24 protein-coding genes are annotated in these 24012 nt (G+C 64.8%); 11 read left to right on the plus strand and 13 right to left on the minus strand.

Annotated elements, in window-relative coordinates:
• Positions 1–30: 30 nt before the first annotated feature.
• On the minus strand, positions 31–240 hold the full coding sequence (locus C7G42_RS16135) for a ferredoxin (protein WP_007607931.1): 210 nt from the start codon (positions 238–240) through the stop codon (positions 31–33).
• Between the two features lie 157 nt (positions 241–397).
• On the opposite strand from C7G42_RS16135, the gene C7G42_RS16140 reads away from it, so the two are divergent.
• Positions 398–1045 carry a TetR/AcrR family transcriptional regulator gene (locus tag C7G42_RS16140; protein ID WP_106949955.1) on the plus strand — a complete coding sequence of 216 codons (648 nt, stop codon included), beginning with the start codon at positions 398–400 and terminating at the stop codon, positions 1043–1045.
• Here the strand turns inward: C7G42_RS16140 and C7G42_RS16145 are convergent.
• From C7G42_RS16145 to C7G42_RS16160, 4 genes are all read right to left on the minus strand, one after another.
• Positions 1042–1692 carry an aspartate/glutamate racemase family protein gene (locus C7G42_RS16145; protein WP_106949956.1) on the minus strand — a complete coding sequence of 217 codons (651 nt, stop codon included), beginning with the start codon at positions 1690–1692 and terminating at the stop codon, positions 1042–1044. The genes C7G42_RS16140 and C7G42_RS16145 overlap by 4 nt on opposite strands.
• A gap of 169 nt (positions 1693–1861) precedes the next feature.
• Complete coding sequence (locus C7G42_RS16150; protein WP_106949957.1) at positions 1862–2875, minus strand: amino acid ABC transporter substrate-binding protein; 1014 nt, start codon at positions 2873–2875, stop codon at positions 1862–1864.
• 10 nt (positions 2876–2885) lie between these two features.
• On the minus strand, positions 2886–4235 hold the full coding sequence (locus C7G42_RS16155) for an aspartate aminotransferase family protein (RefSeq protein WP_106949958.1): 1350 nt from the start codon (positions 4233–4235) through the stop codon (positions 2886–2888).
• Between the two features lie 3 nt (positions 4236–4238).
• Entirely contained in the window at positions 4239–5111 is an 873-nt protein-coding gene (locus C7G42_RS16160) for a MurR/RpiR family transcriptional regulator (protein ID WP_106949959.1), read from the minus strand.
• An 89-nt stretch (positions 5112–5200) separates the two neighbouring features.
• Between C7G42_RS16160 and C7G42_RS16165 the strand changes: the two genes are divergently transcribed.
• Both C7G42_RS16165 and C7G42_RS16170 read left to right on the plus strand, forming a co-directional pair.
• Positions 5201–6388 carry an amino acid ABC transporter permease gene (locus C7G42_RS16165; RefSeq protein WP_106950443.1) on the plus strand — a complete coding sequence of 396 codons (1188 nt, stop codon included), beginning with the start codon at positions 5201–5203 and terminating at the stop codon, positions 6386–6388.
• Positions 6389–6390: 2 nt separating this feature from the next.
• Positions 6391–7497, plus strand: a complete 1107-nt coding sequence (locus tag C7G42_RS16170; RefSeq protein ID WP_106949960.1) for an amino acid ABC transporter permease — start codon at positions 6391–6393, stop codon at positions 7495–7497.
• A gap of 151 nt (positions 7498–7648) precedes the next feature.
• On the opposite strand, the gene C7G42_RS16175 is transcribed toward C7G42_RS16170, so the two are convergent.
• Both C7G42_RS16175 and C7G42_RS16180 read right to left on the minus strand, forming a co-directional pair.
• A complete protein-coding gene (locus tag C7G42_RS16175; protein WP_106949961.1) occupies positions 7649–9067 on the minus strand; it encodes an amidase in 1419 nt (472 codons plus the stop codon).
• A gap of 115 nt (positions 9068–9182) precedes the next feature.
• Positions 9183–9959 carry an SDR family oxidoreductase gene (locus C7G42_RS16180; protein WP_106949962.1) on the minus strand — a complete coding sequence of 259 codons (777 nt, stop codon included), beginning with the start codon at positions 9957–9959 and terminating at the stop codon, positions 9183–9185.
• Between the two features lie 156 nt (positions 9960–10115).
• Between C7G42_RS16180 and C7G42_RS16185 the strand changes: the two genes are divergently transcribed.
• Complete coding sequence (locus C7G42_RS16185) at positions 10116–11189, plus strand: tartrate dehydrogenase (protein WP_106949963.1); 1074 nt, start codon at positions 10116–10118, stop codon at positions 11187–11189.
• A 180-nt stretch (positions 11190–11369) separates the two neighbouring features.
• On the opposite strand, the gene C7G42_RS16190 is transcribed toward C7G42_RS16185, so the two are convergent.
• The 5 genes from C7G42_RS16190 to C7G42_RS16210 all read right to left on the minus strand — a co-directional run bounded on the left by C7G42_RS16190 (position 11370) and on the right by C7G42_RS16210 (position 16357).
• Positions 11370–12011, minus strand: coding sequence for a suppressor of fused domain protein (locus tag C7G42_RS16190; RefSeq protein WP_106949964.1), 642 nt, complete (start codon positions 12009–12011; stop codon positions 11370–11372).
• A 139-nt stretch (positions 12012–12150) separates the two neighbouring features.
• Positions 12151–13224 carry a malate/lactate/ureidoglycolate dehydrogenase gene (locus C7G42_RS16195; RefSeq protein WP_106949965.1) on the minus strand — a complete coding sequence of 358 codons (1074 nt, stop codon included), beginning with the start codon at positions 13222–13224 and terminating at the stop codon, positions 12151–12153.
• Positions 13225–13232: 8 nt separating this feature from the next.
• Complete coding sequence (locus C7G42_RS16200) at positions 13233–14144, minus strand: NAD(P)-dependent oxidoreductase (RefSeq protein ID WP_106949966.1); 912 nt, start codon at positions 14142–14144, stop codon at positions 13233–13235.
• A 12-nt stretch (positions 14145–14156) separates the two neighbouring features.
• The gene (locus C7G42_RS16205) at positions 14157–15407 is read right to left on the minus strand and encodes a Zn-dependent hydrolase (protein WP_106950444.1); all 1251 of its coding nucleotides are present in this window, start codon (positions 15405–15407) and stop codon (positions 14157–14159) included.
• Between the two features lie 32 nt (positions 15408–15439).
• On the minus strand, positions 15440–16357 hold the full coding sequence (locus C7G42_RS16210; protein WP_094975306.1) for a LysR family transcriptional regulator: 918 nt from the start codon (positions 16355–16357) through the stop codon (positions 15440–15442).
• A gap of 119 nt (positions 16358–16476) precedes the next feature.
• Here C7G42_RS16210 and C7G42_RS16215 point away from each other — a divergent pair, with 119 nt between their 5' ends.
• From C7G42_RS16215 to C7G42_RS16240, 6 genes are all read left to right on the plus strand, one after another.
• Positions 16477–17292, plus strand: coding sequence for a putative hydro-lyase (locus C7G42_RS16215; protein WP_106949967.1), 816 nt, complete (start codon positions 16477–16479; stop codon positions 17290–17292).
• 89 nt (positions 17293–17381) lie between these two features.
• A complete protein-coding gene (locus tag C7G42_RS16220) occupies positions 17382–18626 on the plus strand; it encodes an ABC transporter substrate-binding protein (protein ID WP_106949968.1) in 1245 nt (414 codons plus the stop codon).
• Between the two features lie 151 nt (positions 18627–18777).
• Entirely contained in the window at positions 18778–19656 is an 879-nt protein-coding gene (locus C7G42_RS16225) for a branched-chain amino acid ABC transporter permease (protein WP_106949969.1), read from the plus strand.
• Positions 19656–20639 (plus strand): branched-chain amino acid ABC transporter permease, encoded by a 984-nt coding sequence (locus tag C7G42_RS16230; protein ID WP_106949970.1) that lies wholly within the window; start codon positions 19656–19658, stop codon positions 20637–20639. The genes C7G42_RS16225 and C7G42_RS16230 overlap by 1 nt, the downstream gene beginning before the upstream one ends.
• On the plus strand, positions 20636–21367 hold the full coding sequence (locus tag C7G42_RS16235) for an ABC transporter ATP-binding protein (protein ID WP_106949971.1): 732 nt from the start codon (positions 20636–20638) through the stop codon (positions 21365–21367). Before C7G42_RS16230 ends, C7G42_RS16235 begins: the two co-directional genes overlap by 4 nt.
• Positions 21351–22055 carry an ABC transporter ATP-binding protein gene (locus C7G42_RS16240; protein WP_106949972.1) on the plus strand — a complete coding sequence of 235 codons (705 nt, stop codon included), beginning with the start codon at positions 21351–21353 and terminating at the stop codon, positions 22053–22055. Before C7G42_RS16235 ends, C7G42_RS16240 begins: the two co-directional genes overlap by 17 nt.
• 245 nt (positions 22056–22300) lie before the next feature.
• On the opposite strand, the gene otnC is transcribed toward C7G42_RS16240, so the two are convergent.
• Positions 22301–22987 carry a 3-oxo-tetronate 4-phosphate decarboxylase gene (otnC, locus tag C7G42_RS16250; protein WP_199580940.1) on the minus strand — a complete coding sequence of 229 codons (687 nt, stop codon included), beginning with the start codon at positions 22985–22987 and terminating at the stop codon, positions 22301–22303.
• A gap of 104 nt (positions 22988–23091) precedes the next feature.
• Here otnC and ltnD point away from each other — a divergent pair, with 104 nt between their 5' ends.
• Positions 23092–24009 (plus strand): L-threonate dehydrogenase, encoded by a 918-nt coding sequence (gene ltnD / locus C7G42_RS16255; RefSeq protein ID WP_106949974.1) that lies wholly within the window; start codon positions 23092–23094, stop codon positions 24007–24009.
• The last annotated feature ends 3 nt before the right edge of the window (positions 24010–24012 follow it).

The following is a 24012-nucleotide window of genomic DNA, read 5'->3' on the forward strand; positions in this document are numbered from 1 at the left end:
CCCTTGGCTCGTATTCGCTGATAGGACGCGCTACTCCTCGATCACATCGATCGCGATTTCGGGGCAGTTGGATTTCGCAAGCCAGGCTTTGTCCTCGAGCCCCGGCGGGACCGTGCCGTCGCCGGCTTCGTGGGCGTTGCCGTATTCGTCGAGTTCGAACAATTCCGGCGCGAGCGCCTTGCAGCGCGCGTGGCCTTGGCATTTGTCTGGATCGACGTGAACCCTCAGTCGCTCAGTCATGGCGGCATCCCCGGTCGGTGCGCGGGCCCCGAAGGGCGGCGCGTTCCTCTTGATCGAATTTTGTCAGCGGCGCGCTGCCGCCTTTCTAAAGTTATAGTATATTACATTCGCGGCAGGCTTCCCCTGTCAAGCGCAAACTTATAGGCTCGCGCGCAACATGCGCTCACAACTTGCCCGCAAGCCGGAGAAGACCTACCACCATGGCGATCTTCGCGACGCCCTGATCAAGGCTGCGCTGCGCGAGGCGGAGCATGGCGGGGCCGAGGCGATCAGCATCAAGGCGCTGGCCAAGCAGCTCGGCGTCTCGCAGCCGGCGCCCTACCGTCATTTCGCCGATCGCGAGGCATTGCTTGCAGCGGTGACGGCGGAGGCGTTCCGGCAGCTCAGCGCGATCCTGCGCGATGCGATGGCAAAGCCCTCGAAGCAATCGAAACTGTCGCGGCTGGCGCAGGCCACACTCGAATTCGGCCTGCGTCGCGACGGAATCTACCGCTTGATGTTCGCGTCCCGCACGGTGGCGTGCGCCGCCAAGGGCAGCGAGCTGCACGATGCTACGCGCAGGACCTTTTCGCTCGTGATCGAAGCCCTGGAAGCGCCTGCCGTCGGTTATTTGCGCGAACGTCAGGCGCTCAAGATCTGGGCGGCATTGCACGGCGTGGTGATGCTGGCCGAGCAGGGCCTGTTCACCGGCGAGGCCGCGCACGCCACGCGCGAGGAGCTGGTCGAGGATTTCGTCAGCGAAACGAAGGCCGCGCTCGCGGCGGCGATCAAGGACGCGCGGCGACCGAAAAAGCCCGGGGCCTAAGCTTTCGCCTTCAGCAGCGCCATCAACTTCTCGACCGCGCTGTCAGGCGTCGTGACGGTGGGACGGCCGGTGGCTTCCGCAACCAGCGGCGCGGTCGAAGCGATGCTGAACTGTGCGAGAGCAATGACGTCGCAATCGCGCAGATCCTTTGATGCTTCGACGATCAGCCGGTCATGCGTGGCGCGGTCGCCGCGGTCGAGCGCGGCCAGCGCGCCTTCAGCGAGCTTCGGAACGATCTCGACCGAGGCCGGAAACTCCGGCGGCATCGAGGCCAGCGTCGGCGGGAAGGACGAGAGCAGGCCGATCCGCTTGCCCATCGTCACCGCGCGCGCGATCATGGCTTCGTTCGGCTTCAGTACCGGCATCGGCGCATGCGCACGTGCCACCGCCTCGATACAGGGGCCGAAGGCCGAGCAGGTGAACAGGATCCCGTTTGCCCCCGTCGCCGCCGCATAGTCGCCGAGCGCGAGGAAGCGCTCGGTCATGGCGTCGTTCAGGACGCCGTCGCGGGCCAGATCCGCCGACAGGCTGTCGTCGAGCAGGTTCATCAGCCGCGCCTCCGGCCAAGCCTTGGCGAACGCCGCTTCGATCGGCGCGATGGAGTGCTTGAGGGCGTGGATCAGGGCGATGCGAGGCGGTGTCGTCATTGATTAACTACCTGGGAGAGTCTCGCGCCCCGGACGCAGCGCAGCACGAAGTGATGCGCTGCTGAGCCCGGGCCCATTCGTTTAGAGAGTCAGAAGCCGTTGGCCTCCTGGGTCCCGGCTCTGCGCCGCAGCGTTGCACGCTGCAGCGCGTCCGGGACACGAGAGTGATTTACTTGAACGGCACCGCGTACATCAAGCCGCCCTTGCTCCAGAGGCCGTTGAGGCCGCGATCGAGCTTGAGCGGGCTCGCCTTGCCGACATTGCGCTCGTAGATCTCGCCGTAATTGCCGGTGGCCTTGAGCGCGGTGACCAGCCATTTGTTGTCGAGCCCGAGCCGCGAACCGAGATCGCCGGAGGCCCCCAGCAGGCGCTGGATCGCGGGGGTCTGAGACTTCGCCATGTCGTCGACATTGCCTTGCGTCACGCCGAGCTCCTCGGCCTCGATCAGGCCGTAATGCAGCCAGGTGATGATGTCGCTCCAGACCTCGTCGCCGTTGCGGGTGAAGGGGCCGAGCGGCTCCTTGCTGATGGTCTGCGGCAGCATGACGTAATCGGCCGGGTTCGGCGCGGCGGTCGTCACCGCGCCCGCGAGCGCGGAGGCGTCCTGGGTCATGGCGTCACAGCGGCCGCCGAAGAAGGTCTGGTACATGGTGTCGACGCGGTCGAACACCAGCGGCTTCCAGTCGATGCCGTTGGCGCGGCCGTAATCGCCGAGCGTGACCTCGTGCGTGGTGCCCTGCGCCACGCAGACGGTAGCGCCCTTCAAGTCCTTGATCTCCTTGACGCCAAGGTCCTTCTTCACGACAAAGCCCTGGCCGTCGTAGAAGTTGATCGGACCCTGGCGCAGGCCGAGCGTCACACCGCGCAAGTAAGTCTGCGTCGAGTTGCGGTAGAGCACGTCGATCTCGCCCGATTGCAGGGCGGTGAAGCGGTTCTGCGCGGTCAGGGAGACGTAGCGTACCTTGCTGGCATCCCCCAGCACGCCGGCTGCGAGCGCGCGGCAATAGTCGACGTCGAGACCTTTGTAATTGCCTTGCGAGTCCGGCGCCGAGAAACCGGCAAAGCCGGCGCTGACGCCGCACACCAGCGTGCCGCGGCTCTTCACCGTGTCGAGCGTCGCGGCGGATGCTACAATTGTCGATGCAGCGAGCACGCCCGCCGCGATAACCACTTTCCTCATCATGCTACTCCCCTCAGTGATTGACACTACGCAACACGTTGTCGACGGCCGTGCCGAGCTTGTCGACGATCAGGTCGATTTCGTCGGCCGAGGCGATATAGGGCGGCGCCAGCAGCAAGTGGTCGCCGCGCACACCGTCCACGGTGCCGCTGCCGGGATAGCAGCCGAGCCCATTGGCGAACGCCTCCGCCTTGATCTTCTGATTGAGCTTGAGCGCGGGATCGAACGAGGTGCGGCTGGCGCGATCAGAGACCAGCTCGATCGCCCAGAACAGGCCGCGGCCCCTGATGTCGCCGACATGGCGGTGGTTGCCGAAGCGCTCGGTCAGGCGCTGTTCGAGCTGCCTGCCGCGCTCCTTGACGCAGTCGAGCAGGCCGTCCTCGCGGATCACCTCCTGCACCGCCAGTGCGGCAGCGCAGGCGAGGGGATGCGCCAGATAAGTGTGGCCGTGCTGAAAGGCGCCCGAGCCGGCGCGGATGGTGTCGATGATCTTGCCGCTCGCGAGCATTGCCCCGATCGGCTGGTAGCCGCCGCCCAGCCCCTTTGCGATCGCCTGGATGTCGGGCGCGACGCCTTCCTGTTCCCAGGCGTGCGTGGTGCCGGTGCGGCCCATGCCGCACATGACCTCGTCGAGGATGAGCAGCGCGCCGTGCCGGTCGCAGATTTCGCGTACCGCTTTGAAGTAGCCGTCCGGCGCCGTCACCGCGCCGGCGGTGGCGCCGACGACCGGCTCGGCGAGAAACGCCGCGACGGTGTTGGGGCCGAGCCGCTGAAACTCCGCTTCGAGCTCCGCCGCAAGCCGAGCCACGAACTGTGTATCGGATTCATTGTCGCGCTTCTCGTGATAGGCGAATGCCGGTGTCACGTGGCTGAAGGCGGCCGAGAGCAGCGGCGCATAGGGCGCGCGCCGCCAGGCGTTGCCGCCGGCGGCCAGCGCGCCCAGCGTGTTGCCGTGGTAGCTCTGTCGCCGCGCGATGAAATGCTGACGCTCTGGCTCGCCGCGCTCGATGAAATATTGCCGCGCGAGCTTGATGCTGGCTTCGATCGCCTCCGATCCCCCGCTGACGAAATAGGCATAGGCGAGGCCGCCGGGTTCATGGCCGACCAGCGTCTCGGCGAGGGCTTCGGCGGGCTCTGACGAGAAGAAAGCGGTGTGCGCATAGGCGAGCGTCGAGGCCTGCTTCGCCATCGCCGCGATCACGCGCGGATGCTGGTGGCCGAGGCACGAGACCGCCGCGCCGCCGGATGCGTCGATCACACGCCGACCGTCCTCGGCAAAGAGATAGATGCCTTCGCCGCCGATCGCCTTGGGCGGCGTTTCGCGGAGCGAGCGATGCAGCACGCGGCTGGTGCGAGCGGCCATGGGTCAACCTTTCTCCGAAACGTAGGTGGAGGCAGCAGCGAGCCGCGCCTCGGTATGCTCCAGGCGCTTCTTCGCGGCGACGCCGCCGAGCGCGAACGTCACCGCCGCCAGCGACTGTGCGATCGCGATCGCGCCGGTGAGGCTCGGGAAGAAGCCCGGAGAGGAGGCCGCCTCGAACAGCAGGACATGGTCGGCCCCTTCGGCCATCGGTGCCGAGAGGCTGTCGGCGATGGCGATCAGCGTTGCGCCGGCGCGATGGGCGGCTTGCGCCACGCGGACGCTCGCATGCGTGTAAGGTAGGAAGCCGATGACGATGACGGTCTCGCCAGGGCGGAAGGCGCCGAGATCGAGATCGTCGGGGCCGGACACGCCGATGAGCTGCACCTGTTCGGGACGGAATAGCCGCAGCTCGTAGTTCAACAGCTCGGCGACACTGCGGCAGCTGCGATAGCCGGCGATCCAGATTCGCTTGGCCTCATGCAGGGTGCGTGCGGCCTCGGCAATCGGCTGGGCGGGGATCCGCGGAAGGCCGGCGGCCTCGGCCTCGAGCTTGTGGGTGACGAGTGCGACATCAGCATTCGGGCCGGGCCGGCGGCTTCTGGTGCGGCCGGAGAAGGGCGCGGTCTGCGACGGCCGTCGCGCTTCCGTCAGCGCCGCACGCAATTCGTCCCAGCCGGAATAGCCGATCGCTTTCGCAAGGCGCGTGAAAGCTGCGGGATCGGCGCCGGCCTCCGCGGCGAGATCGCGCATCGAACGGGTGGTGGCGTCGTAATCATTGGCGGCGACGAAGCGGCCGACCTCCTGCAGTCGCATCGGCAGCGATGGCAATGCAATGCGCAGTTCGCTCAGCGGCGAGGATTTCGCGGGCTCGGCCATGAAACATTTGTTGCACGGTTTTTTGATTGGTGCAACAGTTGACGTGCCGCTGCCGGAAATCGCTGCCTCTCGAGAAGGATTTTTGCGCCGTGACCACGGACACGCCGAGACCGCCGCCCCGCCCCCGCTTCTTCGGCGCATGGGGCCCCCGAGAGCTGAAGGGCCTGTTCTGGCAGGTGCTGGTGGTCGCGATCGTTGTCGGCGTTGTCGGTTTCCTTTGGTCAAACACCGTCACCAATCTTTCGGCGCGCCGCATCACGACCGGCTTTGCCTTCCTCGGCCGCGAGGCCGGCATGCCCATCGCCGACAGTTTGCTCGCCTATAATCCGAGAGACACCTACCTCTGGGCCTTCGTTGTCGGCGTCGGCAACACCTTGCGCGTCGCCGTGATCGGCATCGTGCTCGCGACCATCCTGGGCACGCTAATCGGCATCTCGCGATTGTCGGCCAACTGGCTGCTGTCACGACTTGCCGCCGTCTATGTCGAAACGCTTCGCGACATCCCGCTGCTGCTTCAGCTCCTGTTCTGGTACGTGCTGATGCAGGCGCTGCCGGCCGCGCGCGCGGCATGGCGGCCGATCGACGGCGTGTTCCTGTCCAATCGCGGCCTGATCCTGCCCGCAATTCCGCTTGGCCCGCCGCAGCTTTGGGTGCTCGGCACGGCGGCGGTCGGTCTTGCCGTGGTCTATCTCATCCGCCGCTGGCTGGTCGCGCAACAGATGCGCGACGGCAAGCTGCGGCCGGTATGGCCCTTTGCGGTGAGCTTCATCCTCGCGCTGCCGGTGCTGGTGTCCATCCTGCTTCGCGTGTCCTGGACAATCGAATGGCCGCAGCTGCGCGGCTTCAACTTCGTCGGCGGGCTGACGCTTGCCCCGGAATATTTCGCGCTGCTGATCGCGCTCGTCACCTACACCTCGGCCTTCATTGCCGAGATCGTGCGTAGCGGCATCCAATCCGTGCCGCGCGGGCAGTGGGACGCTGCCAATGCGCTTGGCCTCCGCCGCAGTTTCATGCTGCGGCAGATCATCCTGCCGCAGGCGCTACGCGTGATCGTGCCGCCGATGACCAGCCAGTATCTCAATTTGACCAAGAACTCCTCGCTTGCGGTCGCGATCGGCTACCAGGACGTGGTCTCGATCGCCAACACCACGCTGAACCAGACCGGGCAGGCGATCGAGGCGATCGCGCTGATCATGGCGGTGTTCTTGACCATCAGCCTGTCCATCAGCTTCTTCATGAACTGGTACAATTCGCGCATCGCGCTGGTGGAGCGCTGATCATGACTGTGATCGCCGATATCCCCGACGTACCGCGCGCCGCCCGCCGTCCCCAGATCGGCAACCCGGTGGTGCGCTGGCTGCGCACCAATCTGTTCTCGTCGATCCCGAACGGCATTCTATCGATCGTGCTGCTGGCGGTGCTCGCCAAGGGCATTTTCAGTTTCGTTCAGTGGGGCATTGCCAATGCCGTGTGGCTGACTCCGGCGAACGATTCCAGCGCCTGCCGCGCGGTGCGCGGCCTCGGGGCCTGTTGGGCGATCATTCCCGAAAAATACCGCTTCATCCTGTTCGGCACCTATCCGTTCGACGAGCAGTGGCGCCCGGCGCTGTCTGTGGTGCTGTTCATCGCGCTGTATTTTCTCTCGACTCGTCGCGCCTTCTGGCGGCGCGAACTCATCTATCTCTGGATCGGCGCGCTCGCGCTGATCAGCGTGCTGATGTGGGGCGGCGTGCTCGGGCTCTCCTTCGTCTCGCAGGACCGTTGGGGTGGTCTGCCGGTGACGCTGATCCTGGCGACGTTCGGGCTTGCATTCGGCTTTCCGCTCGGCATTCTTGTCGCGCTCGGCCGGCGCTCGAAACTGCCGGCGATCCGCTCTCTCAGTGTGCTCTATGTCGAACTGATCCGCGGCGTGCCGCTGGTGAGCCTGTTGTTCGTGGCGAGCGTGATGTTTCCATTGTTCATGCCCAGTGGGTTCAACATCGACAAGCTGCTCCGCGCCCAGATCGCGATCATCCTGTTCGCGGGCGCCTATCTCGCCGAGGTCATCCGCGGCGGTCTTCAGGCGGTGCCGCGCGGGCAATATGAAGCGGCCGACGCGCTCGGGCTGTCCTACTGGCGCAAGCACCGGCTGATCGTGCTGCCGCAGGCGATCCGCCATGTCATCCCGCCGCTGGTCAACACCTTCATCGCCTTCTTCAAGGACACCAGCCTCGTCCTCATCATCGGCATCTTCGATCTGCTGACGACGGCCAAGACCGCCATCATCGATCCCGCCTGGCAGCAGTTTTCGGTCGAGGTCTATATCTTCGTCGCCGCGATCTATTTCATCTTCTGCTTCGCGATGTCGCGTTATAGCCGCAGCCTCGAGGCGACGAGCGGAAGGTAGGTCTTGTGTCCCGGACAAGGTGCAGCGCATCAGCGCTGCGCCGCAGAGCCGGGACCCAGAAAGATGCACGGGAAGTTGTGGAGGCGTGGGCCCCGGCTCTGCAGCGCACCGCCGAAGAGGCGCTGCGCCGCGTCCGGGGCACGCGAGTGGGCTACTTCTTCACCCTGGGATCGATCGGCGTCGTCCCACGCACGCCCAGAATATCCTCCAGCACTTTCGCCCCGGCAATCACCTGGGCGTCCGCGCGCGGTGCGCCGACGACCTGCACGCCGACCGGCAGGCCCGATGCCGTGAAGCCGCACGGCAGCGACAGCGAGGGGCAGCATGCGAGCGTGATCGCGTAGACGATACCGAGCCACTCGACGTAATTGTCGAACTTCTTGCCGGCGCATTCGGCGACATAGCGGTGTTCGATCGGGAAGGGCGGCACGATCGTGGTGGGTGTCAGCAGCAGATCGTAGGTCTTGAAGAACTCGACCGCTCGAGCGGTCATGCCGACGCGCTGGGCCTCGGCGCGCGCGAGTTGCTCCACCGTGAGCTTGAGGCCTTCCTCGATGTTCCAGATCACCTCGGGCTTGAGCAGGTCGCGCTTGGTGCGGAGCAGATTGGCCTTGGTGATTGCGAAATCGAAGGCGCGCAGAACGTGGAAGCATTCATGCGCCTCGCGCCAGTCCGGATGCGCCTCCTCGACGATGGCGCCGGCCTCGGCAAAGCGTTCCGCGGCCTTCCGCGTGATCGCCTTCACCTCGGGATCGACAGGCGTGATGCCGAGATCGGGCGAATAGGCGATGCGCTTCGGCTTCTTGCCGGATTGAGCCGCCGACAGGAACGAGGTCGTGGGCGTTGGCAGCGATAGCGGATCATCCGCGTAGTCGCCGCTCATGGCATCCAGCAGCAGCGCGAGATCCTCGACATTGCGTGCCATCGGACCGACCACGCCGAGATTGCGATCGATGCCGGATTTTGGTGTATGTGCGACGCGGCCGATGCTCGGGCGCATGCCGACGACGCCGCAGAAAGCCGCGGGGCTGCGCAAGCTGCCGCCCATGTCGGAGCCCTGCGCCAGCCAGGCCATGCCGGTGGCCAGCGCCACCGCCGCGCCGCCGGAAGAGCCCGCCGCGGATTTCGACGTATCCCAGGGATTGAGCGTCGCGCCAAACACCTCGTTGAAGGTGTTGGCGCCGGCGCCGAATTCCGGCGTGTTGGATTTGGCGTAGACGACCGCGCCGTTGGCTTCGAGATTCTCGACCATGAGGTCGGACTTCGCGGGGATATTATCCCTGAAGATTGGCGAGCCCTGCGTGTTCAACACGCCTGCAACGTCGGTCAGATCCTTGATCGGCACCGGAAGGCCAGCGAGCAGCCCGCGCGCGCCAGCGGGCTTCCGCATCAGCGCCTTGGCGTTGTCGCGCGCGCGATCGAAGCACAGGGTCGGGAGCGCGTTGACCGTGCCGTCGACCTCACTGATGCGCTTCTCCAGCACATCCAGCAGTTCGAGCGGCGAGACATCGCCGGACCGCAGCTTGTCGACGACGGCGCAGGCATTTTCGCGGGTCAGGTCTTGAGACAACTATTCTACTCCTACTCGTGTAAAAGGTCTCGTCATTGCGAGCGCAGCGAAGCAATCCAGTCTGTCAGCCCGGAACGATTCTGGATTGCTTCGCTGCGCTCGCAATGACGAAAAACTAACCCCAGCCTGCGCTGATGCCGCCGTCGACGGTGTAGATCACGCCCGACGTATATCCGGCGCGATCCGAAGCCAGGAACGCCATGAGGTCACCGATCTCGCGCGCATGTGCGGGGCGACCGAGCGGCAGGCTCTTCTGGAATTCCTTGTAGCGGGTCTCGTCGCCGAACTGATGCTTGGCCCGCGTCTTGAGCAGGGTGACGTGCCGATCGGTGCCGACGGGGCCGGGATTGATGCCGACCACGCGGATGTTGTCGGCGAGACTTTTTCCCCCGAGCGCGCGGGTGAAAGCCATCAACGCGGCATTGCCGGCGCTGCCGCAGATGTAGTTGGCGTCAAACTTTTCGCCGGCCGCCCCGATGTCGTTGACGATGACGCCGCCGCCCTTGGCCTTCATCTGCGCGTAGATCTGCCGCGTCAGGTTGATGTAGCCGAACACTTTCAAATCCCAGGCGTGCCGCCAGGTCGCCTCGTCGATCTTGTCGATTGAGCCGCCGGGGATGTCGCCGGCATTGTTGACGAGCACGTCGATGTCGGCGGCTTCGCCGGCGAGCCGCGCCAGATCCTCGGGCTTGCGCAGGTCCACGACGCTGGTCGTGGCATCAATCTGGTGGGCGGAGCGCAGTCGGTCCGCCAGCGCCTTGAGCTGATCGCCGCTGCGCGCGGCGAGCAGAAGGTTTGCGCCTTCCTCGGCAAAGGCTTCGGCGGCGGCGGCGCCAATGCCCTTGGACGCTCCCGTGATGAGGACGCGCTTGCCACGCAGATGCAGATCCATGAGGTTACTCGCTCGGTGGGGAACTGGATGAAATCAGTAGGCGCTTGGCCGCGCCATGGTCAACATTGCAGTGCAGCGTTGCACTGCCGCTGCGTTTGGTCCATTGCAGTGCGGTCAAAAAAGCGGCGGCTGCCGGACCAAAGAGGGACGTTCTCGATGAGCAAGAAACAATACCGGATCGCGGTCATTCCCGGCGATGGCATCGGCAAGGAAGTGATGCCGGAGGGTCTGCGCGTTCTGGAGACTGCGGCGAGGAAGCACGGGGTCTCCCTGCATTTCGACCATTTCGACTTCTCGTCGTGGGACTATTACGAGAAGCACGGCCAGATGATGCCTGACGACTGGAAGGAAAAGATCGGCAAGCACGATGCGATCTATTTCGGCGCTGTCGGCTGGCCGGCCAAGATTCCCGACCACATCTCGCTGTGGGGCTCGCTGATCAAATTCCGCCGCGAGTTCGACCAGTACGTGAACCTCCGCCCGGTGCGGCTGATGCCCGGCGTGCCGTGCCCCCTGGCCAACCGCAAGCCCGGCGACATCGATTTCTGGGTGGTGCGCGAGAACACCGAGGGTGAATATTCCTCCGTCGGCGGCCGCATGTTCCCGGACACCGACCGTGAGTTCGTCACCCAGCAGACGGTGATGACCCGCGTGGGCGTCGACCGTATCCTGAAGTTCGCCTTCGAGCTCGCGCAGTCGCGGCCGAAGAAGCACCTGACCTCCGCGACCAAGTCCAACGGCATCTCCATCACCATGCCCTATTGGGACGAGCGCGTTGAGGCGATGGCGAAGAAGTTTCCCGGCGTGAAGTGGGACAAGTACCACATCGACATCCTGACCGCGAACTTCGTGCTGCATCCGGACTGGTTCGACGTCGTGGTCGGCTCCAATCTGTTCGGCGACATCCTCTCCGACCTCGGTCCGGCCTGCACAGGCACCATAGGCATCGCGCCGTCAGGCAACATCAACCCCGAGGGCGATTTCCCCTCGGTGTTCGAGCCGGTGCACGGTTCAGCGCCTGATATCGCGGGGCAGGGCATCGCCAACCCGATCGGTGCAATCTGGTCGGGCGCGATGATGCTCGATCATCTCGGCGAGAAGGTCGCCGGCAAATCGATCGTCGACGCGATCGAGCGCACGCTCGCCGAACGCACGCTGCGCACCAAGGACCTCGGCGGCAATGCCGACACCACGGCCTGCGGCAAGGCGGTTGCGGATATGGTGGATTAGTTCGCTGTCTTCCCCTCTTCCCTTGTGGAAGAGGGTGGATTCTATGCGAAGCATCGAAGACGGGTGAGGGGCTCTCTCTGCATACGCAGACCTGCTGGTTACAGAATTGCTCGCGGAGAGAACCCCTCATCCGGCGCTTCGCGCCAACTTCTCCCACAAGGGGAGAAGGAAGAACGCGTCTTACATGTAAGACTTTCGCGCCGGATCGAAGATCGGCGGATAGTCATTCTCGTCGAGCAGATCGAGAAACGGATCGAGTCCCTCGGACTTTATCAGCGCGAGCTCCTGCTGCGAGATCAGGTTCACGGTCAGAAGCTCCACGGGATCGCCGGCGATCTCCAGCGCCTCGGAGATGTTCTTGTCAGGCCCGATGATCGGCGTCAAAAACAGGAACGTTTGAAACTCCGTCCCCGCAACCGGCGGCGTCGGCATCGCGACGCGGTGGCCGAAACCGAACCAAGTCGCATCGATGAACGGAAGATTCGCGAGCCAGCGCAGGTTAGCACATATCTCCGGCGTCGGCTCGCGAACGTACCACATCAGCTCGGCCCGCAACTTGGCGTCGCCACGCACGCCTGGCATCCGCTGCTCGCTCATGCCGTTGGTCAGTAGGACGTAGCCTTCGTCTGAGCCCTCTTCGCACACCGGCACGAAATCGCGACCGAAGGCGTGGATGTCGATGCGGCGCTCCGCGCTGTCGGTGAAGCTGTACTCGGGCTCGCCAAGCTCGTTCTCGTAGATTGCGAGCCGATGCCGGTAGAGGTCGACCGCCCGCGGCGGCGCGCCGGAGCCGGAGACGAGTTTTGCGAGACGGGAGAACATGAGAACCTCGGGGGCGGATGTGAGCCGGGACATCCGCGTTGTCGCTAGACAACGCGGGCCGGTTCAAACCCGTCCCGCGGGCGTGGCGAAGTTTCGCCGCAGTCCAGACCTTCCTGCGCGATCGGCCATGTGGCCGGGATCAGCCGGCGATCTTCTCGATCGCCGCCTGATCCAGCCCGAACTTCTTTCCGGCCTCCAGAATCTCCTGCCAGGTGGTCGGGTCGACGGGGATGCCTTCCGCCAGGCGCTTCTTCTTCGTCTCGCGCTCGGGCTCACCGGCGATCTTGACCTTGTCGACGCCGGAGGCGGGCGGCGAGCCGGTGTGCCAGGCGACAAAGCCCTCGACCTCGCGCGCGAGGTTTTCAGCGGTGCCGAGCTTGCCCGGGTCGATGACGATCGAGAGCATGCCGTTGAGGACGTTGTGCTTGCCGTCGGACGGGCCCTTGACCGCCTGTCCGCCCGAGAGTGCCCCTCCAAGGATTTCGCACACCAGCGCGAGTCCCGAACCCTTGTGCTCGCCGAACGGCAGGATCGCGCCATGCGGCGGGATCACGGTGTAGCGGGGATTGACGGTGGGCTTGCCCTCATTGTCGATGATGGTGCCAGGCTCGAGCTCGACGCCCTTGTTGTGCGCGACACGGGTCTTGCCTTGCGCGATCCTGCTGGTGGCGAAATCGAGCACGATGGGGTCTTTCCCCTGGCGCGGGATGCCGACACAAAACGGGTTGGTGCCGTGGCGCGCATCGCTGCCGCCCCAGGGCGCCACGATTGGGCGGGAGATGACGTTGACGAAGTGGATCGAGACCAGCCCGTGGTCGATGCACTGCTCGGCCCAGTGACCGATACGGCCGATATGATGCGAATTGGAAAGGCCGACGAGGCACACGCCGTTTTGCTTGGCGCGCTCGGCGGCCAGCTCCATCGCCTCGTGGCCGATCACCTGGCCGTAGCCGGTGAGGCCGTCGAGCGTGAGCAGCGGCCCGGTGTCGAGCACGATCTTGACGTGCGCGTTCACGGCGAGGCCGCCGTTGGTGACGCTCTGGACATAGCGCGGGATCATGCCGACGCCGTGGGAGTCGTGGCCCTTGAGGTTGGCCTCGACCAGATTGGTGGCCACGAGATCGGCCTCGCGGTCCGAGGAACCGCCGGCCTTGACGATGGCGCGGATGGCGTTGGTGAGCGGTTCTGCCTTGATGGTGCGATAGTCGGCCATTGTTGCTCTTATCCTCTTACTATCCGGCGGCAGTGCTCCCACGCCGCGCCAATCAGGTTCTCGCTCGCCTCCGGCGTACGGAACGCCGAGTGCGCCGACAGCGTCACGTTGGGAATCTTCGTCAACGGATGATCGCCGGGCAGCGGTTCGATGTTGAAGACGTCGAGCCCGGCATGGCGGATGTGACCTGACTTCAGCGCATCGATCATGGCGGCCTCGTCCACAACAGCGGCACGGGCGGTGTTGATGAGGATGACGCCCGGCTTCATTTTTGCGATCTTCTCGCGCGTGATCATGCCGCGCGTCTCGTCGTTGAGCAGCAAATGCAGTGATACGACGTCGCTCCTTGCCAGCACGCTGTCGAGATCGGTGAATTCGACGCCCGGATGGCTCTTCGGCGAGCGATTCCAGGCGATCACCTTCATGCCGCTGCCGGACGCGATGCGTGCGACCTCGGCCGCGATGCCGCCGAAGCCGATCAGGCCGAGCGTCTTGCCGGTGAGCTGCATGCCGTCTTCGCGCAGCCAGTTGCCGACGCGCATCTCGCGATCCATCATGGCGATGCCGCGGGCCGAGGCCCACATCAGCGCGATCGCGGATTCGGCGACCGCGGTGTCGCCATAGCCCTTGATCAGATGGACGGAGATGCCGAGTTCTGCCAGCTCCTCCGGATTCATGTAGCTGCGCGCGCCGGTGCCGAGGAACACGACGTGCTTCAGCCCCGCACATTTCTTCGCCACTTCGGTCGGCAGCGCGGTGTGATCGACGATCGCGATCTCGGCGCCGTCGAGGATCTCAGGGTATTGCTCGGGCTTGATATCGGGATCCCTGTGGATCCGCACCTTGAGATCGCCAGGCTTCTCCAGCCGCTCCATGATCACGGCAAGCGCTTCATTGGCGTCGACGAAAACTCCGCGCATGTCTCTCTCCGGTCAGGACGCGACGCCGGCGATCGCCAGCACGGTATGCATGAGAACGTTGGTGCCCGCGGCGCAATCCGGCTGCGTCGCGTCTTCCAGCTCGTTGTGGCTGATGCCGTCCTTGCAGGGCACGAACACCATCGCCGCCGGCATCACGGTGTTGAGGTTGCAGGCGTCGTGGCCGGCGCCGGAAGTGATGCGACGCGAGGAATAGCCGAGCGTCTTGGCTGCGTTCTCGACCGCCGCGATCAGCTTGGGATCGAAATGCGTCGGCGGCTTGCTCCAGACCAGGTCGATCTTCACCTCGACCCTGCGGCGCGCGGCAATTTCGGCAATCGCCGCCCGCAGATCGCGATCGAGCGCATCCATGATGGCGCCATCAGCGCTGCGGCAATCCATGGTGAAGGCGATCTCGCCGGGGATGACGTTGCGCGAGGGGTTTGCGATCACGGCCTCGCCGATGGTGCCGACCGCGTTCGGTCCAAGCTTCTTCGCGATGGACTCCATCGCCAGCACGATCTCCGACAGGGTCGCCAGCGCGTCGCGGCGCAGCGGCATCGGCGTGGAGCCCGCATGGCTCTCGAAGCCTGAAATCTTGCCGTCGTACCAGAGGACGCCCTGGCCGGAATCGACCACGCCGATGGTCTTGCCCTCGGCCTCCAGGATCGGGCCCTGCTCGATATGCAGCTCCACGAAGCAGCCGAGCTTCTGGAAGCCGACCGGCTTGTCGCCGCGATAGCCGATACTGTCCAGCGCCTGGCCAACGGTGGTGCCCTCGGCGTCCTTGCGCGACAAAATGTCGTCGGTGGTGAAATCGCCGACGTAAGCTGCGGAGGCCATCATCGCAGGCGCGAAGCGCGAGCCTTCCTCGTTGGTCCAGTTGACGATGCAGATCGGCGCTTCGGTTTCGATGCCGGCATCGTTCAGCGTGCGGATCACCTCCAGCGCGCCGAGCGTGCCGAGGATGCCGTCATACTTGCCGCCGGTCGGCTGGGTGTCGAGATGCGAGCCGATGCCGACGGGCGGCTTCGACATGTCTCGGCCCTTGCGCAGGCCGAACTGAGAGCCGAGTGCGTCGGTATGCACCTCGAGACCTGCATCCTCGCATGCCCTGCGGAACCAGTCACGCACCTGCTTGTCTTCGCTGCTCAACGTCAGCCGCCGCACGCCACCCTTGGCCGTCGCGCCGAATTGCGCGGTCTCGTGGATGGAGCCCCAGAGGCGGGCGGAATCGATTTGCAGATTGGTGGCGGCTCGGCTCATGCGGTCGTTCTCTCTTTCGTCCGGCGCCTTTTTCAATGCCGTGCCAGCGCGGGCGCGTCAACTGCGAGGCTGCTCTGCGCAATCTGCCGTGCAAGCTCGGCGACGCGCTCCACAGCGACGACGTCGGGTGAGGCAAGCCAGCTTGCGGTGAAGGTCAGCGGTGCGATTGCGAGATCGGTATCGAGCAGTTGCAGCCGCCCGTCGGCGAGCTCGTTCTCGACGATCGCGTCGGGGATCACGGCGACGCCGAGGCCCTCGACCGCCATGTGGATGACGGTCGCGAGCGATGCGGATGCGTGCAGCCGGATCGGCGGCAGCTCAGGCCGGTCGAAGACCTCGCGCACGACTTCGTAAGGCTTGGTCTTGCGCGGGAAGGTGATGATCGGAAAGCGCGCGAGCTCCGCCGGCGTCACCCGGCCTTTGCCGAGGCCGAGCGAAGGGCTTGCGAGGAAGCCGATCGGGTAATCGGCGAGCACGCGGTTGTGCACGCCGGACGCCGACAGCGGTCCGACCACGAAGGCAAGCTCGATCTCCTGCGCCAGCAGGCGCGCGGTCAGGTTTGGGGTGATGTCGACCTCGATCTCCAGTGACAGGTTCGGATAGACCTGATTCACGCTCTTCACGAGGCGCGGCAACCAGGTGTGCACGATGGTCTCGGCGACACCGAGCCGCATCACTCCGCGCATCGCGGAGCGGTCGCCGACCTCGGCCATCATCTGAGCACGCAGGCCGATCAGTTTCTCCGCATAGACCATCATCTGCCGGCCGCTCGGTGTCGGTGATGCCACGCGGTGGTCGCGATTGAGGAGCTTGACACCCATCTCGCGCTCGAGCTGGGCGATGCGCTGGGAGATCGCCGGCTGGGTCGTATTGAGCCGTGCTGCGGCGCCGCGGAAGCTGCCGAGCTTTACGACCCAGAGAAAAGTCTCGATCGACCTGAAGTCCAGCATTGGAAGGATTTTCCTGTTCGATAAAATTAATTTATCGATATCCATTAGAAAGGACGATTAGACTTTATAGCATGCTTGGTGTTGGCTGTCTTTGTCGAGTTTATAGGCAGGTCGATCACATGACTGTTTTGTTGGCAGCGCAGCAAACTGAAACACCCGACGCGCTCCCGAGCCGCACGGCGCGGCTTGCCTACCGGCAAGGGCTGGTCGCCTCCACCGCCGGCGTCGCTCCCGGCTTCGTTCAGGGCAATCTGGCGATCCTGCCGGCGGAATATGCCAGCGCCTTTCATCGCTTCTGCCAGCTCAATCCGAAGCCGTGCCCGATCATCGGCATGTCCGATGTCGGCAGCCCACACATCCCTTCGCTCGGCGCCGATCTCGACATCCGCACCGACGTGCCGCGCTACCGCGTCTGGCGCGACGGCGAGGTCGTCGACGAGCCGACCGACGTGACGAAGCATTGGCGTGACGACCTCGTGACCTTTGTGCTCGGCTGCTCCTTCTCGTTCGAAGAGGCCTTGCTCGACGAGGGCATGCCTATCCGCCACATCGAGAAGAACGTGCGCGTCCCGATGTACCGCACAAACATCGCCTGCGGCGAGGCCGGTCCATTCGCCGGTCCCATGGTGGTGTCGATGCGTCCGTTCAAGCCGGCCGATGCGATCCGCGCGGTGCAGATCACCTCGCGCTATCCCGCCGTGCATGGCGCGCCCGTGCATCTCGGCCATCCGCATCTGATCGGCATCAAGGACATCGCCAAGCCGGATTATGGTGATCCGGTGCCGGTCGCCGACGACGAGATTCCGGTGTTCTGGGCCTGCGGCGTGACACCGCAATCGGTGATCAATGCCGCCAAGCTCCCGTTCGCCATCACGCATTCGCCCGGCCTGATGCTGGTGACGGATCTCAAGAACAGGACCATGGCCGTGATTTAGTGGGCAGCATTTGCTGCTTCTTCGAGCTTTACCGTATCCATCAATAGCTTCATTCGATCAGCTGAAATTCAGTCAAAGAGGACTCTGCCATGACGATCACTCGCCGCGACGTATTGTTGGGTGCCACCGCCACCGCTGCGCTGGTGCCGCTGGCTGCACGCGCACAGACCTCGGAAGTCGTGATCGGCGTGATCTATCCGTTCTCCGGCGGCAGCGCGCAGCAGGGCGTCGATGCGCAGAAGGCCTATGAGACCGCGCTCGAGGTCATCAACAAGGATACCGATTTCGACCTGCCGCTGGCCAAGGGCGAAGGCCTGCCGGGCCTTGGCGGCGCCAAGGTCCGTCTCGTGTTCGCCGATCACCAGGCCGATCCGCAGAAGGGCCGCGCCGAGGCCGAGCGCCTGATCACGCAGGAGAAGGTCTCCGCCATCATCGGCACCTATCAGAGCGCGGTCGCGGTCACCGTCAGCCAGATCTGCGAGCGCTACCAGGTCCCGTTCGTCTCCGCCGACAATTCCTCGCCCAGCCTGCATCGCCGCGGCCTGAAGTATTATTTCCGCGCCGCGCCGCATGATGAAATGTACTCGGCCGCGATGTTCGACTTCTTCGACGCCTTGAAGAAGAAGGGCACCAAGATCGAGACGCTGTCGCTGTTCCACGAGGACACCATCTTCGGCACCGATTCCGGCAATGCCCAGGCCAAGATCGCCGGCGAGCGCGGCTACAAGATCGTCACCGACATCAAGTATCGCGCCAATTCGCCTTCGCTCTCGGCCGAGGTGCAGCAGCTTAAGTCCGCGAACGCCGACGTGCTGATGCCCTCGAGCTACACCACCGACGGCATCCTGCTGGTCAAGACCATGGCCGAACTCGGCTACAAGCCGAACGCGATCGTGGCGCAGGACGCCGGTTTCTCCGAGAAGGCACTTTACGATGCCGTCGGCGACAAGCTCGAAGGCGTGATCTCGCGCGGCACCTTCTCGCTCGACCTCGCGCAGAAGCGCCCGATGGTCGGCAAGATCAACGACATGTTCAAGACGCGCTCGGGCAAGGACTTCAACGACCTCACCTCGCGCCAGTTCATGGGCCTGATCATCCTCGCCGACGCCATCAACCGCGCCAAGTCTACCGACGGCGAGAAGATCCGCGATGCGCTGGCGGCGACCGACATCCCGGGCGAGCAGACCATCATGCCCTGGAAGCGCGTCAAGTTCGACGAGATGGGCCAGAACAACGACGCCGACCCGGTGCTGCTGCAATATATCGGCGGCAAGTTCGTCACCATCTTCCCGCCGCAGGCCGCGATCGCCGAGGCGGTCTGGCCGATGAAGTGAGACTGGGACGCGGGAGCTCAGGTGCAGCTCCCGCTCTCATCCTGAGGAGCGGGCGTAGCCCGCGTCTCGAAGAACAAGGGCCGGGCCATCCTTTGAGACGCGCGCTTGTGCGCGCTTCTCAGGATGAGGATTGATTTCGGGGGACAGACTTTTGACAGCCCAAGCCATTATCCAGAGTCTCGCGAGCGGCCTCCTCATGGGCCTGCTGTACGGACTGATCGCGGTCGGCCTCGCGCTGATCTTCGGCCTGATGGACGTCACGAACTTCGCCCATGGCGAGTTCCTGATGATCGCGATGTACCTGTCCTTTTTCCTGTTCGCGTTCTTCGCGATCGACCCCTTGCTGTCGGCGCCGCTGGTCGCCGCCGCGCTCTTCATCTTCGGAGCGGTGGTCTATTTGCTCATTGTACGCTTCGCCATGCGGGCCAAGGCCAATGCCGGCATGGTGCAGATCTTCACCACTTTCGGCCTTGCCATCGTGATGCGGGGCCTGGCGCAGTTCTTCTTCACGCCGGATTATCGCAGCATTCCGCACTCCTGGCTCGGCGGCAAAACCATTTCGATCGGCGGCATCTTCCTGCCGGAACCGCAGTTGGTCGGTGCGCTGGTCTCGATCCTCGCTTTTGCCGGTCTCTATTTCTTCATCCATCGCACCGATTTCGGCCGCGCGCTGGAGGCTACCCGTGAAGATCCCGGTGCGGTCGCGCTGGTCGGCATCGACAAGAACCGCGTGTTTGCGTTCGGCTGGGGCCTTGGTGCCGCGCTGGTCGGTCTCGCCGGTGCGATCATGGCAAGCTTCTTCTATATCTATCCCGATGTCGGCGCGTCCTTTGCCTTGATCGCCTATGTCACGGTGGCGCTCGGCGGCTTCGGCAGCGTGTTCGGCGCCTTCGCCGGCGGCATCATCGTCGGCCTTGTCGAAGCCACCACCGCGCTGGTGCTGCCGCCATCGCTGAAATCGGTCGGCATCTACGCGGTCTATCTGCTGGTCGTCTTCATCCGGCCGCGCGGCCTGTTCGGATCGATCTGATGGACAAGGAATTTGCAGCGCGGCGCCGCCGCGACCTCATCATCGCCGCGTTGCTCGCCGCGATTGCCGCAGCGACGCCGTTGTTCGTGAAGGACGTCGTCGTCCAGAACATCCTGATCCTGACTCTGATGTATGCGGGCTTGTCGCAGAGCTGGAACATCCTGTCCGGATATTGCGGGCAGATCTCGCTCGGGCACGCGCTGTATTTCGGACTGGGTGCCTACACCACCGAGCTGCTGTTCACGAAGTTCGGCGTGCTGCCCTGGTTCGGCATGCTGGCCGGCGGCGTGGTGTCGGCGCTGATCGCGATGGGGCTTGGTTATCCCTTCTTCCGCCTGCGCGGCCACTACTACGTGATCGCCACCATCGTCATCGCCGAGATCGGCCTGCTCCTGTTCCACAACTGGGAATGGGCCGGCGCCGCGATGGGCATCACGATTCCGATCCGCGGCGATAGCTGGCTGAAATTCCAGTTCCTGCGCACCAAGCTGCCGTACTTCTATTTCGCGCTGGCGCTGTGCTGCCTCGCCTGGTTCGTCACCTGGTGGCTGGAGAATTCCAAATGGGGATTCTGGTGGCGCGCGGTCAAGGACAATCCGGACGCGGCCGAGAGCCTCGGTGTCGACGTGTTCAATTCCAAGATGGGCGCGGCCGCCGTCTCCGCCTTCCTGGTCGCGGTGGGTGGCAGCTTCTACGCCCAGTTCGTCTCCTACATCGATCCTGAGAGCGTCATGGGATTCCAGTTCTCGTTGCTGATGGCGCTGCCCGCCGTGCTCGGCGGCATCGGCACCCTGTGGGGACCGGTGTTAGGGGCCGCCATCCTGATCCCGCTGACGGAGCTGACGCGCTTCAAGTTCGGTGGCTCGGGGCGCGGCGTCGACCTCATCGTCTACGGCACGCTGATCGTGCTAATTTCACTAGCCTTGCCGCGGGGCCTGCTCAGCTTGTTTTCGCGACCGAAGAAAACTGGAGCCGTCCGATGACCGCGCTCCTTGAAACCCGCGGCGTCTGGCAGCGGTTCGGCGGCCTCGTCGCCAACAGCGACGTCTCGATCTCGGTTGGCCGCGGCGAGATCGTCGGCCTGATCGGCCCCAATGGCGCCGGCAAGTCGACGCTGTTCAATCTCATCGCCGGCGTGCTGCCGCCGACGCAAGGCTCGATTCTATTCGACGGCGAGGACGTCACGCACATGCCGGCGGCGGAACGCTGCCAGCGCGGTGTCGGGCGCACCTTCCAGGTGGTCAAGAGCTTCGAGACCATGACCGTTATCGACAACGTCATCGTCGGTGCGCTGGTGCGCAACACGGTGATGCGCGAGGCGCGCCGCAAGGCGCACGAGGTGCTGGAGTTCACCGGCCTTGCCGCGCGCGCCCACGTGCTCGCCAGCGACCTCGTGCCGGCCGAGAAGCGTCGCCTCGAAGTCGCCCGCGCGCTCGCGACCGAGCCGAAGCTGCTGCTGCTCGACGAAGTCCTCACCGGCCTGACGCCGACCGAGGCGCAGACCGGTGTCGCGCTGGTGCGCAAGGTGCGCGATGCCGGCATCACCGTGTTGATGGTCGAGCACGTCATGGAGATCGTGATGCCGCTGGTCGACCGTGCCATCGTGCTCGACCTCGGCAAGGTGCTGGTCGAGGGCAAGCCTAACGACGTCGTCCGCGATCCCAAGGTGATCAAGGCATATCTGGGAGATCGTCATGCTGTCGGTGCGTGAAGTCACGACCGCCTATCAGGGCCTGGTCGCGATCTCCGCGATCTCGATCGAGGTCCAGAAGGGCGAGATCGTCTGCGTCGCCGGTGCCAACGGCGCGGGCAAGTCGACGTTGCTGAAATCCATCGCCGGTGCCGAGCGTCCGCGCTCTGGCAGCGTCACCTTCGACGGCAAGCAGATCAACGGCATGGCGCAGCACCACATCACGGCGGCCGGCATCGCCTATGTGCCGGAGAACCGCCGCCTGTTCCCGCGCCTGTCGGTGCGCGACAATCTTCGCCTCGGCAGCTATCTCTACCGCAGCGAAACCGACCGCGAAGCGCCGCTCGATCTCGTCTTCACGCTGTTTCCCCGCCTGTCCGAACGCCTGGAGCAGCGCGCCGAGACGCTCTCCGGCGGCGAGCAGCAGATGCTCGCGATCGGCCGCGCGCTGATGACGCGCCCACGGTTGTTGATGCTCGACGAACCCTCGCAGGGCATCATGCCGAAACTGGTCGACGAGATCTTCCAGGCGGTCCTGCGCATCCGCGACGCCGGCATGACCGTGCTGATCGTCGAGCAGCGCATGGCCGAGTGCCTGGAGATCGCCGACCGCGCCTACATCCTGCAAACCGGCCGCGTGCTGATGCAGGGGCCGGCCGCCGAGATCAGGGGCAATCCGGATGTGAGGAAGGCGTATCTGGGGCTGTAGTTGCAGGAGCGAGTTCGTAAGGTGGGCAAAGGCGCACTCGCGCCATGCCCACCATTTGGTTCTGATCGCATACAGGACGTGGGCACGCTCCGCTTTGCCCACCCTACGGCAGTGCCGCCGGGGGAGTAGCTCGACCGTCCCCACATCCTCCGTCATTGCGAGCGCAGTGAAGCAATCCAGACTGCCGCCGCGGAAAGACTCTGGATTGCTTCGCTGCGCTCGCAATGACGAGGAGAGAGCCGCGTCTAATGCTCGTGCCCATGTTCCGGCAGCGTCACTCCGAACACTTTCACAAGATCCGTCACCTGCTCCGGCGAAAGGTAGCGCGGGTTCATCCCGCGCAGCAGCAGGTACAGCTTCGCCGTCTCCTCCAGCTCCTCGGTCGCGAACACTGCGGCCTCCAGCGTGTCGCCGGCAACGACCGGGCCGTGATTGGCGAGCAGCACCGATGAATATTTCCCCGCCAGTCCCTTGATCGCATCCGCCACCGCGGGATCGCCGGGGCGGTAGTACGGCACGAGCGCGATGGCACCGCATTTCATCAGGTAATAGGCCGTCATCGGCGGCAGCGCGGCGCGCGGGTCGATCTCGGGCAGCATCGAGAGCGCGACCGAGTGTGTCGAATGCAGATGTACGATGGCGCGTGCAGTGCCGCGCGTGTCGTAAAGCGCGTTGTGCAGCGGAACTTCCTTAGTCGGGGCATCGCCCGACACCAGCTGGCCCCTTTCGTCGAGCCGCGACAGCTTCGCAGGATCGAGGAAACCGAGCGAGGCATTGGTCGGCGTCACCAGCCAGCCGCCGCCGTCCAGCCTGACGCTGATATTGCCGGAGGAGCCCGGCGTCAGCCCGCGCTCGAACAGCGACCGTCCGAAGCGGCAGATGTCCTCGCGCAGCCGCGTCTCGTTGCTCGCTTCAGGTCTCATGGCCGTCATGCCTGCTTGTCTCACGCTTTGGCAGCGCGGCCAAGCCGTGATATCGGTTCGTCGAGCCGACGCAAAAGCCGGCCGTCCGGGAAACGTTCGCAAGGGTTAGTTGCATGTCCGCCTCCAATTCACAGAATCAGCGCATCGCGGTCATCGGGCTCGGCTCGATGGGGTTTGGCATGGCGACCTCGCTGAAGCGCGTCGGCCACGCCGTCGCCGGCTGCGACGTGTCGGCCGAGGCGGTGGCGCGTTTCGTGAAGGATGGCGGTGCGGGTGCCAAGACGCCGGCCGAGGCCGCCAAGGGCGCGGACATCGTCGTCAGCGTCGTCGTCAATGCCGCGCAGACTGAAGCCGTCCTGTTCGGCAAGGATGGTGCCGCCGAGACCATGCCCGAAGGCAGCGTCTTCGTATCCTCCGCCACCATGGACCCCGATGTGGCGCGTCGTCTTGCCAAGCAGCTGGAGGCGACCGGCCGGCATTATCTGGATGCACCGATTTCGGGCGGCGCGCAGCGCGCCGCGCAGGGCGAGCTGACGATCCTCGCCTCCGGCAGCCCCACTGCGTTCGCGAAGGCCCGACCCGCGCTCGATGCCATGGCCGCGAAGCTCTACGAGCTCGGCGATGCCGCCGGCCAGGGCGCAGCCTTCAAGATGATCAACCAGCTGCTCGCCGGCGTGCATATCGCCGCCGCCTCGGAGGCGATCGCGTTCGCCGCCAAGCAGGGCCTCGACATCCGTAAGGTCTACGAGGTGATCACGGCCTCCGCCGGCAATTCCTGGATGTTCGAGAACCGCATTCCGCACGTGCTGGACGGCGATTATACGCCGCGCAGCGCGGTCGAGATCTTCGTCAAGGATCTCGGCATCATCCAGGACATGGCCCGCAGCGCCAGATTCCCGGTGCCGGTCTCCGCCGCCGCACTCCAGATGTTCCTGATGACATCAGCCGCCGGCATGGGTCGCGACGACGACGCCTCGGTGGCGCGGATGTATGCGCAGGTCACCGGCGTCAAGCTGCCGGGCGACAAGTAAAGA

The sequence above is a fragment of the Bradyrhizobium sp. MOS003 genome (genome assembly GCF_003020125.1).
Lineage (GTDB): Bacteria > Pseudomonadota > Alphaproteobacteria > Rhizobiales > Xanthobacteraceae > Bradyrhizobium.

Coding starts and splice junctions, on each gene's coding strand:
- C7G42_RS16135 (WP_007607931.1), bottom strand. CDS start 240: ATGACTGAGCGACTGAGGGTTCACGTCGATCCAGACAAATGCCAAGGC.
- C7G42_RS16140 (WP_106949955.1), top strand. CDS start 398: ATGCGCTCACAACTTGCCCGCAAGCCGGAGAAGACCTACCACCATGGC.
- C7G42_RS16145 (WP_106949956.1), bottom strand. CDS start 1,692: ATGACGACACCGCCTCGCATCGCCCTGATCCACGCCCTCAAGCACTCC.
- C7G42_RS16150 (WP_106949957.1), bottom strand. CDS start 2,875: ATGATGAGGAAAGTGGTTATCGCGGCGGGCGTGCTCGCTGCATCGACA.
- C7G42_RS16155 (WP_106949958.1), bottom strand. CDS start 4,235: ATGGCCGCTCGCACCAGCCGCGTGCTGCATCGCTCGCTCCGCGAAACG.
- C7G42_RS16160 (WP_106949959.1), bottom strand. CDS start 5,111: ATGGCCGAGCCCGCGAAATCCTCGCCGCTGAGCGAACTGCGCATTGCA.
- C7G42_RS16170 (WP_106949960.1), top strand. CDS start 6,391: ATGACTGTGATCGCCGATATCCCCGACGTACCGCGCGCCGCCCGCCGT.
- C7G42_RS16180 (WP_106949962.1), bottom strand. CDS start 9,959: ATGGATCTGCATCTGCGTGGCAAGCGCGTCCTCATCACGGGAGCGTCC.
- C7G42_RS16185 (WP_106949963.1), top strand. CDS start 10,116: ATGAGCAAGAAACAATACCGGATCGCGGTCATTCCCGGCGATGGCATC.
- C7G42_RS16190 (WP_106949964.1), bottom strand. CDS start 12,011: ATGTTCTCCCGTCTCGCAAAACTCGTCTCCGGCTCCGGCGCGCCGCCG.
- C7G42_RS16195 (WP_106949965.1), bottom strand. CDS start 13,224: ATGGCCGACTATCGCACCATCAAGGCAGAACCGCTCACCAACGCCATC.
- C7G42_RS16200 (WP_106949966.1), bottom strand. CDS start 14,144: ATGCGCGGAGTTTTCGTCGACGCCAATGAAGCGCTTGCCGTGATCATG.
- C7G42_RS16205 (WP_106950444.1), bottom strand. CDS start 15,407: ATGAGCCGAGCCGCCACCAATCTGCAAATCGATTCCGCCCGCCTCTGG.
- C7G42_RS16210 (WP_094975306.1), bottom strand. CDS start 16,357: ATGCTGGACTTCAGGTCGATCGAGACTTTTCTCTGGGTCGTAAAGCTC.
- C7G42_RS16215 (WP_106949967.1), top strand. CDS start 16,477: ATGACTGTTTTGTTGGCAGCGCAGCAAACTGAAACACCCGACGCGCTC.
- C7G42_RS16220 (WP_106949968.1), top strand. CDS start 17,382: ATGACGATCACTCGCCGCGACGTATTGTTGGGTGCCACCGCCACCGCT.
- C7G42_RS16230 (WP_106949970.1), top strand. CDS start 19,656: ATGGACAAGGAATTTGCAGCGCGGCGCCGCCGCGACCTCATCATCGCC.
- C7G42_RS16235 (WP_106949971.1), top strand. CDS start 20,636: ATGACCGCGCTCCTTGAAACCCGCGGCGTCTGGCAGCGGTTCGGCGGC.
- C7G42_RS16240 (WP_106949972.1), top strand. CDS start 21,351: ATGCTGTCGGTGCGTGAAGTCACGACCGCCTATCAGGGCCTGGTCGCG.
- otnC (WP_199580940.1), bottom strand. CDS start 22,987: ATGACGGCCATGAGACCTGAAGCGAGCAACGAGACGCGGCTGCGCGAG.
- ltnD (WP_106949974.1), top strand. CDS start 23,092: ATGTCCGCCTCCAATTCACAGAATCAGCGCATCGCGGTCATCGGGCTC.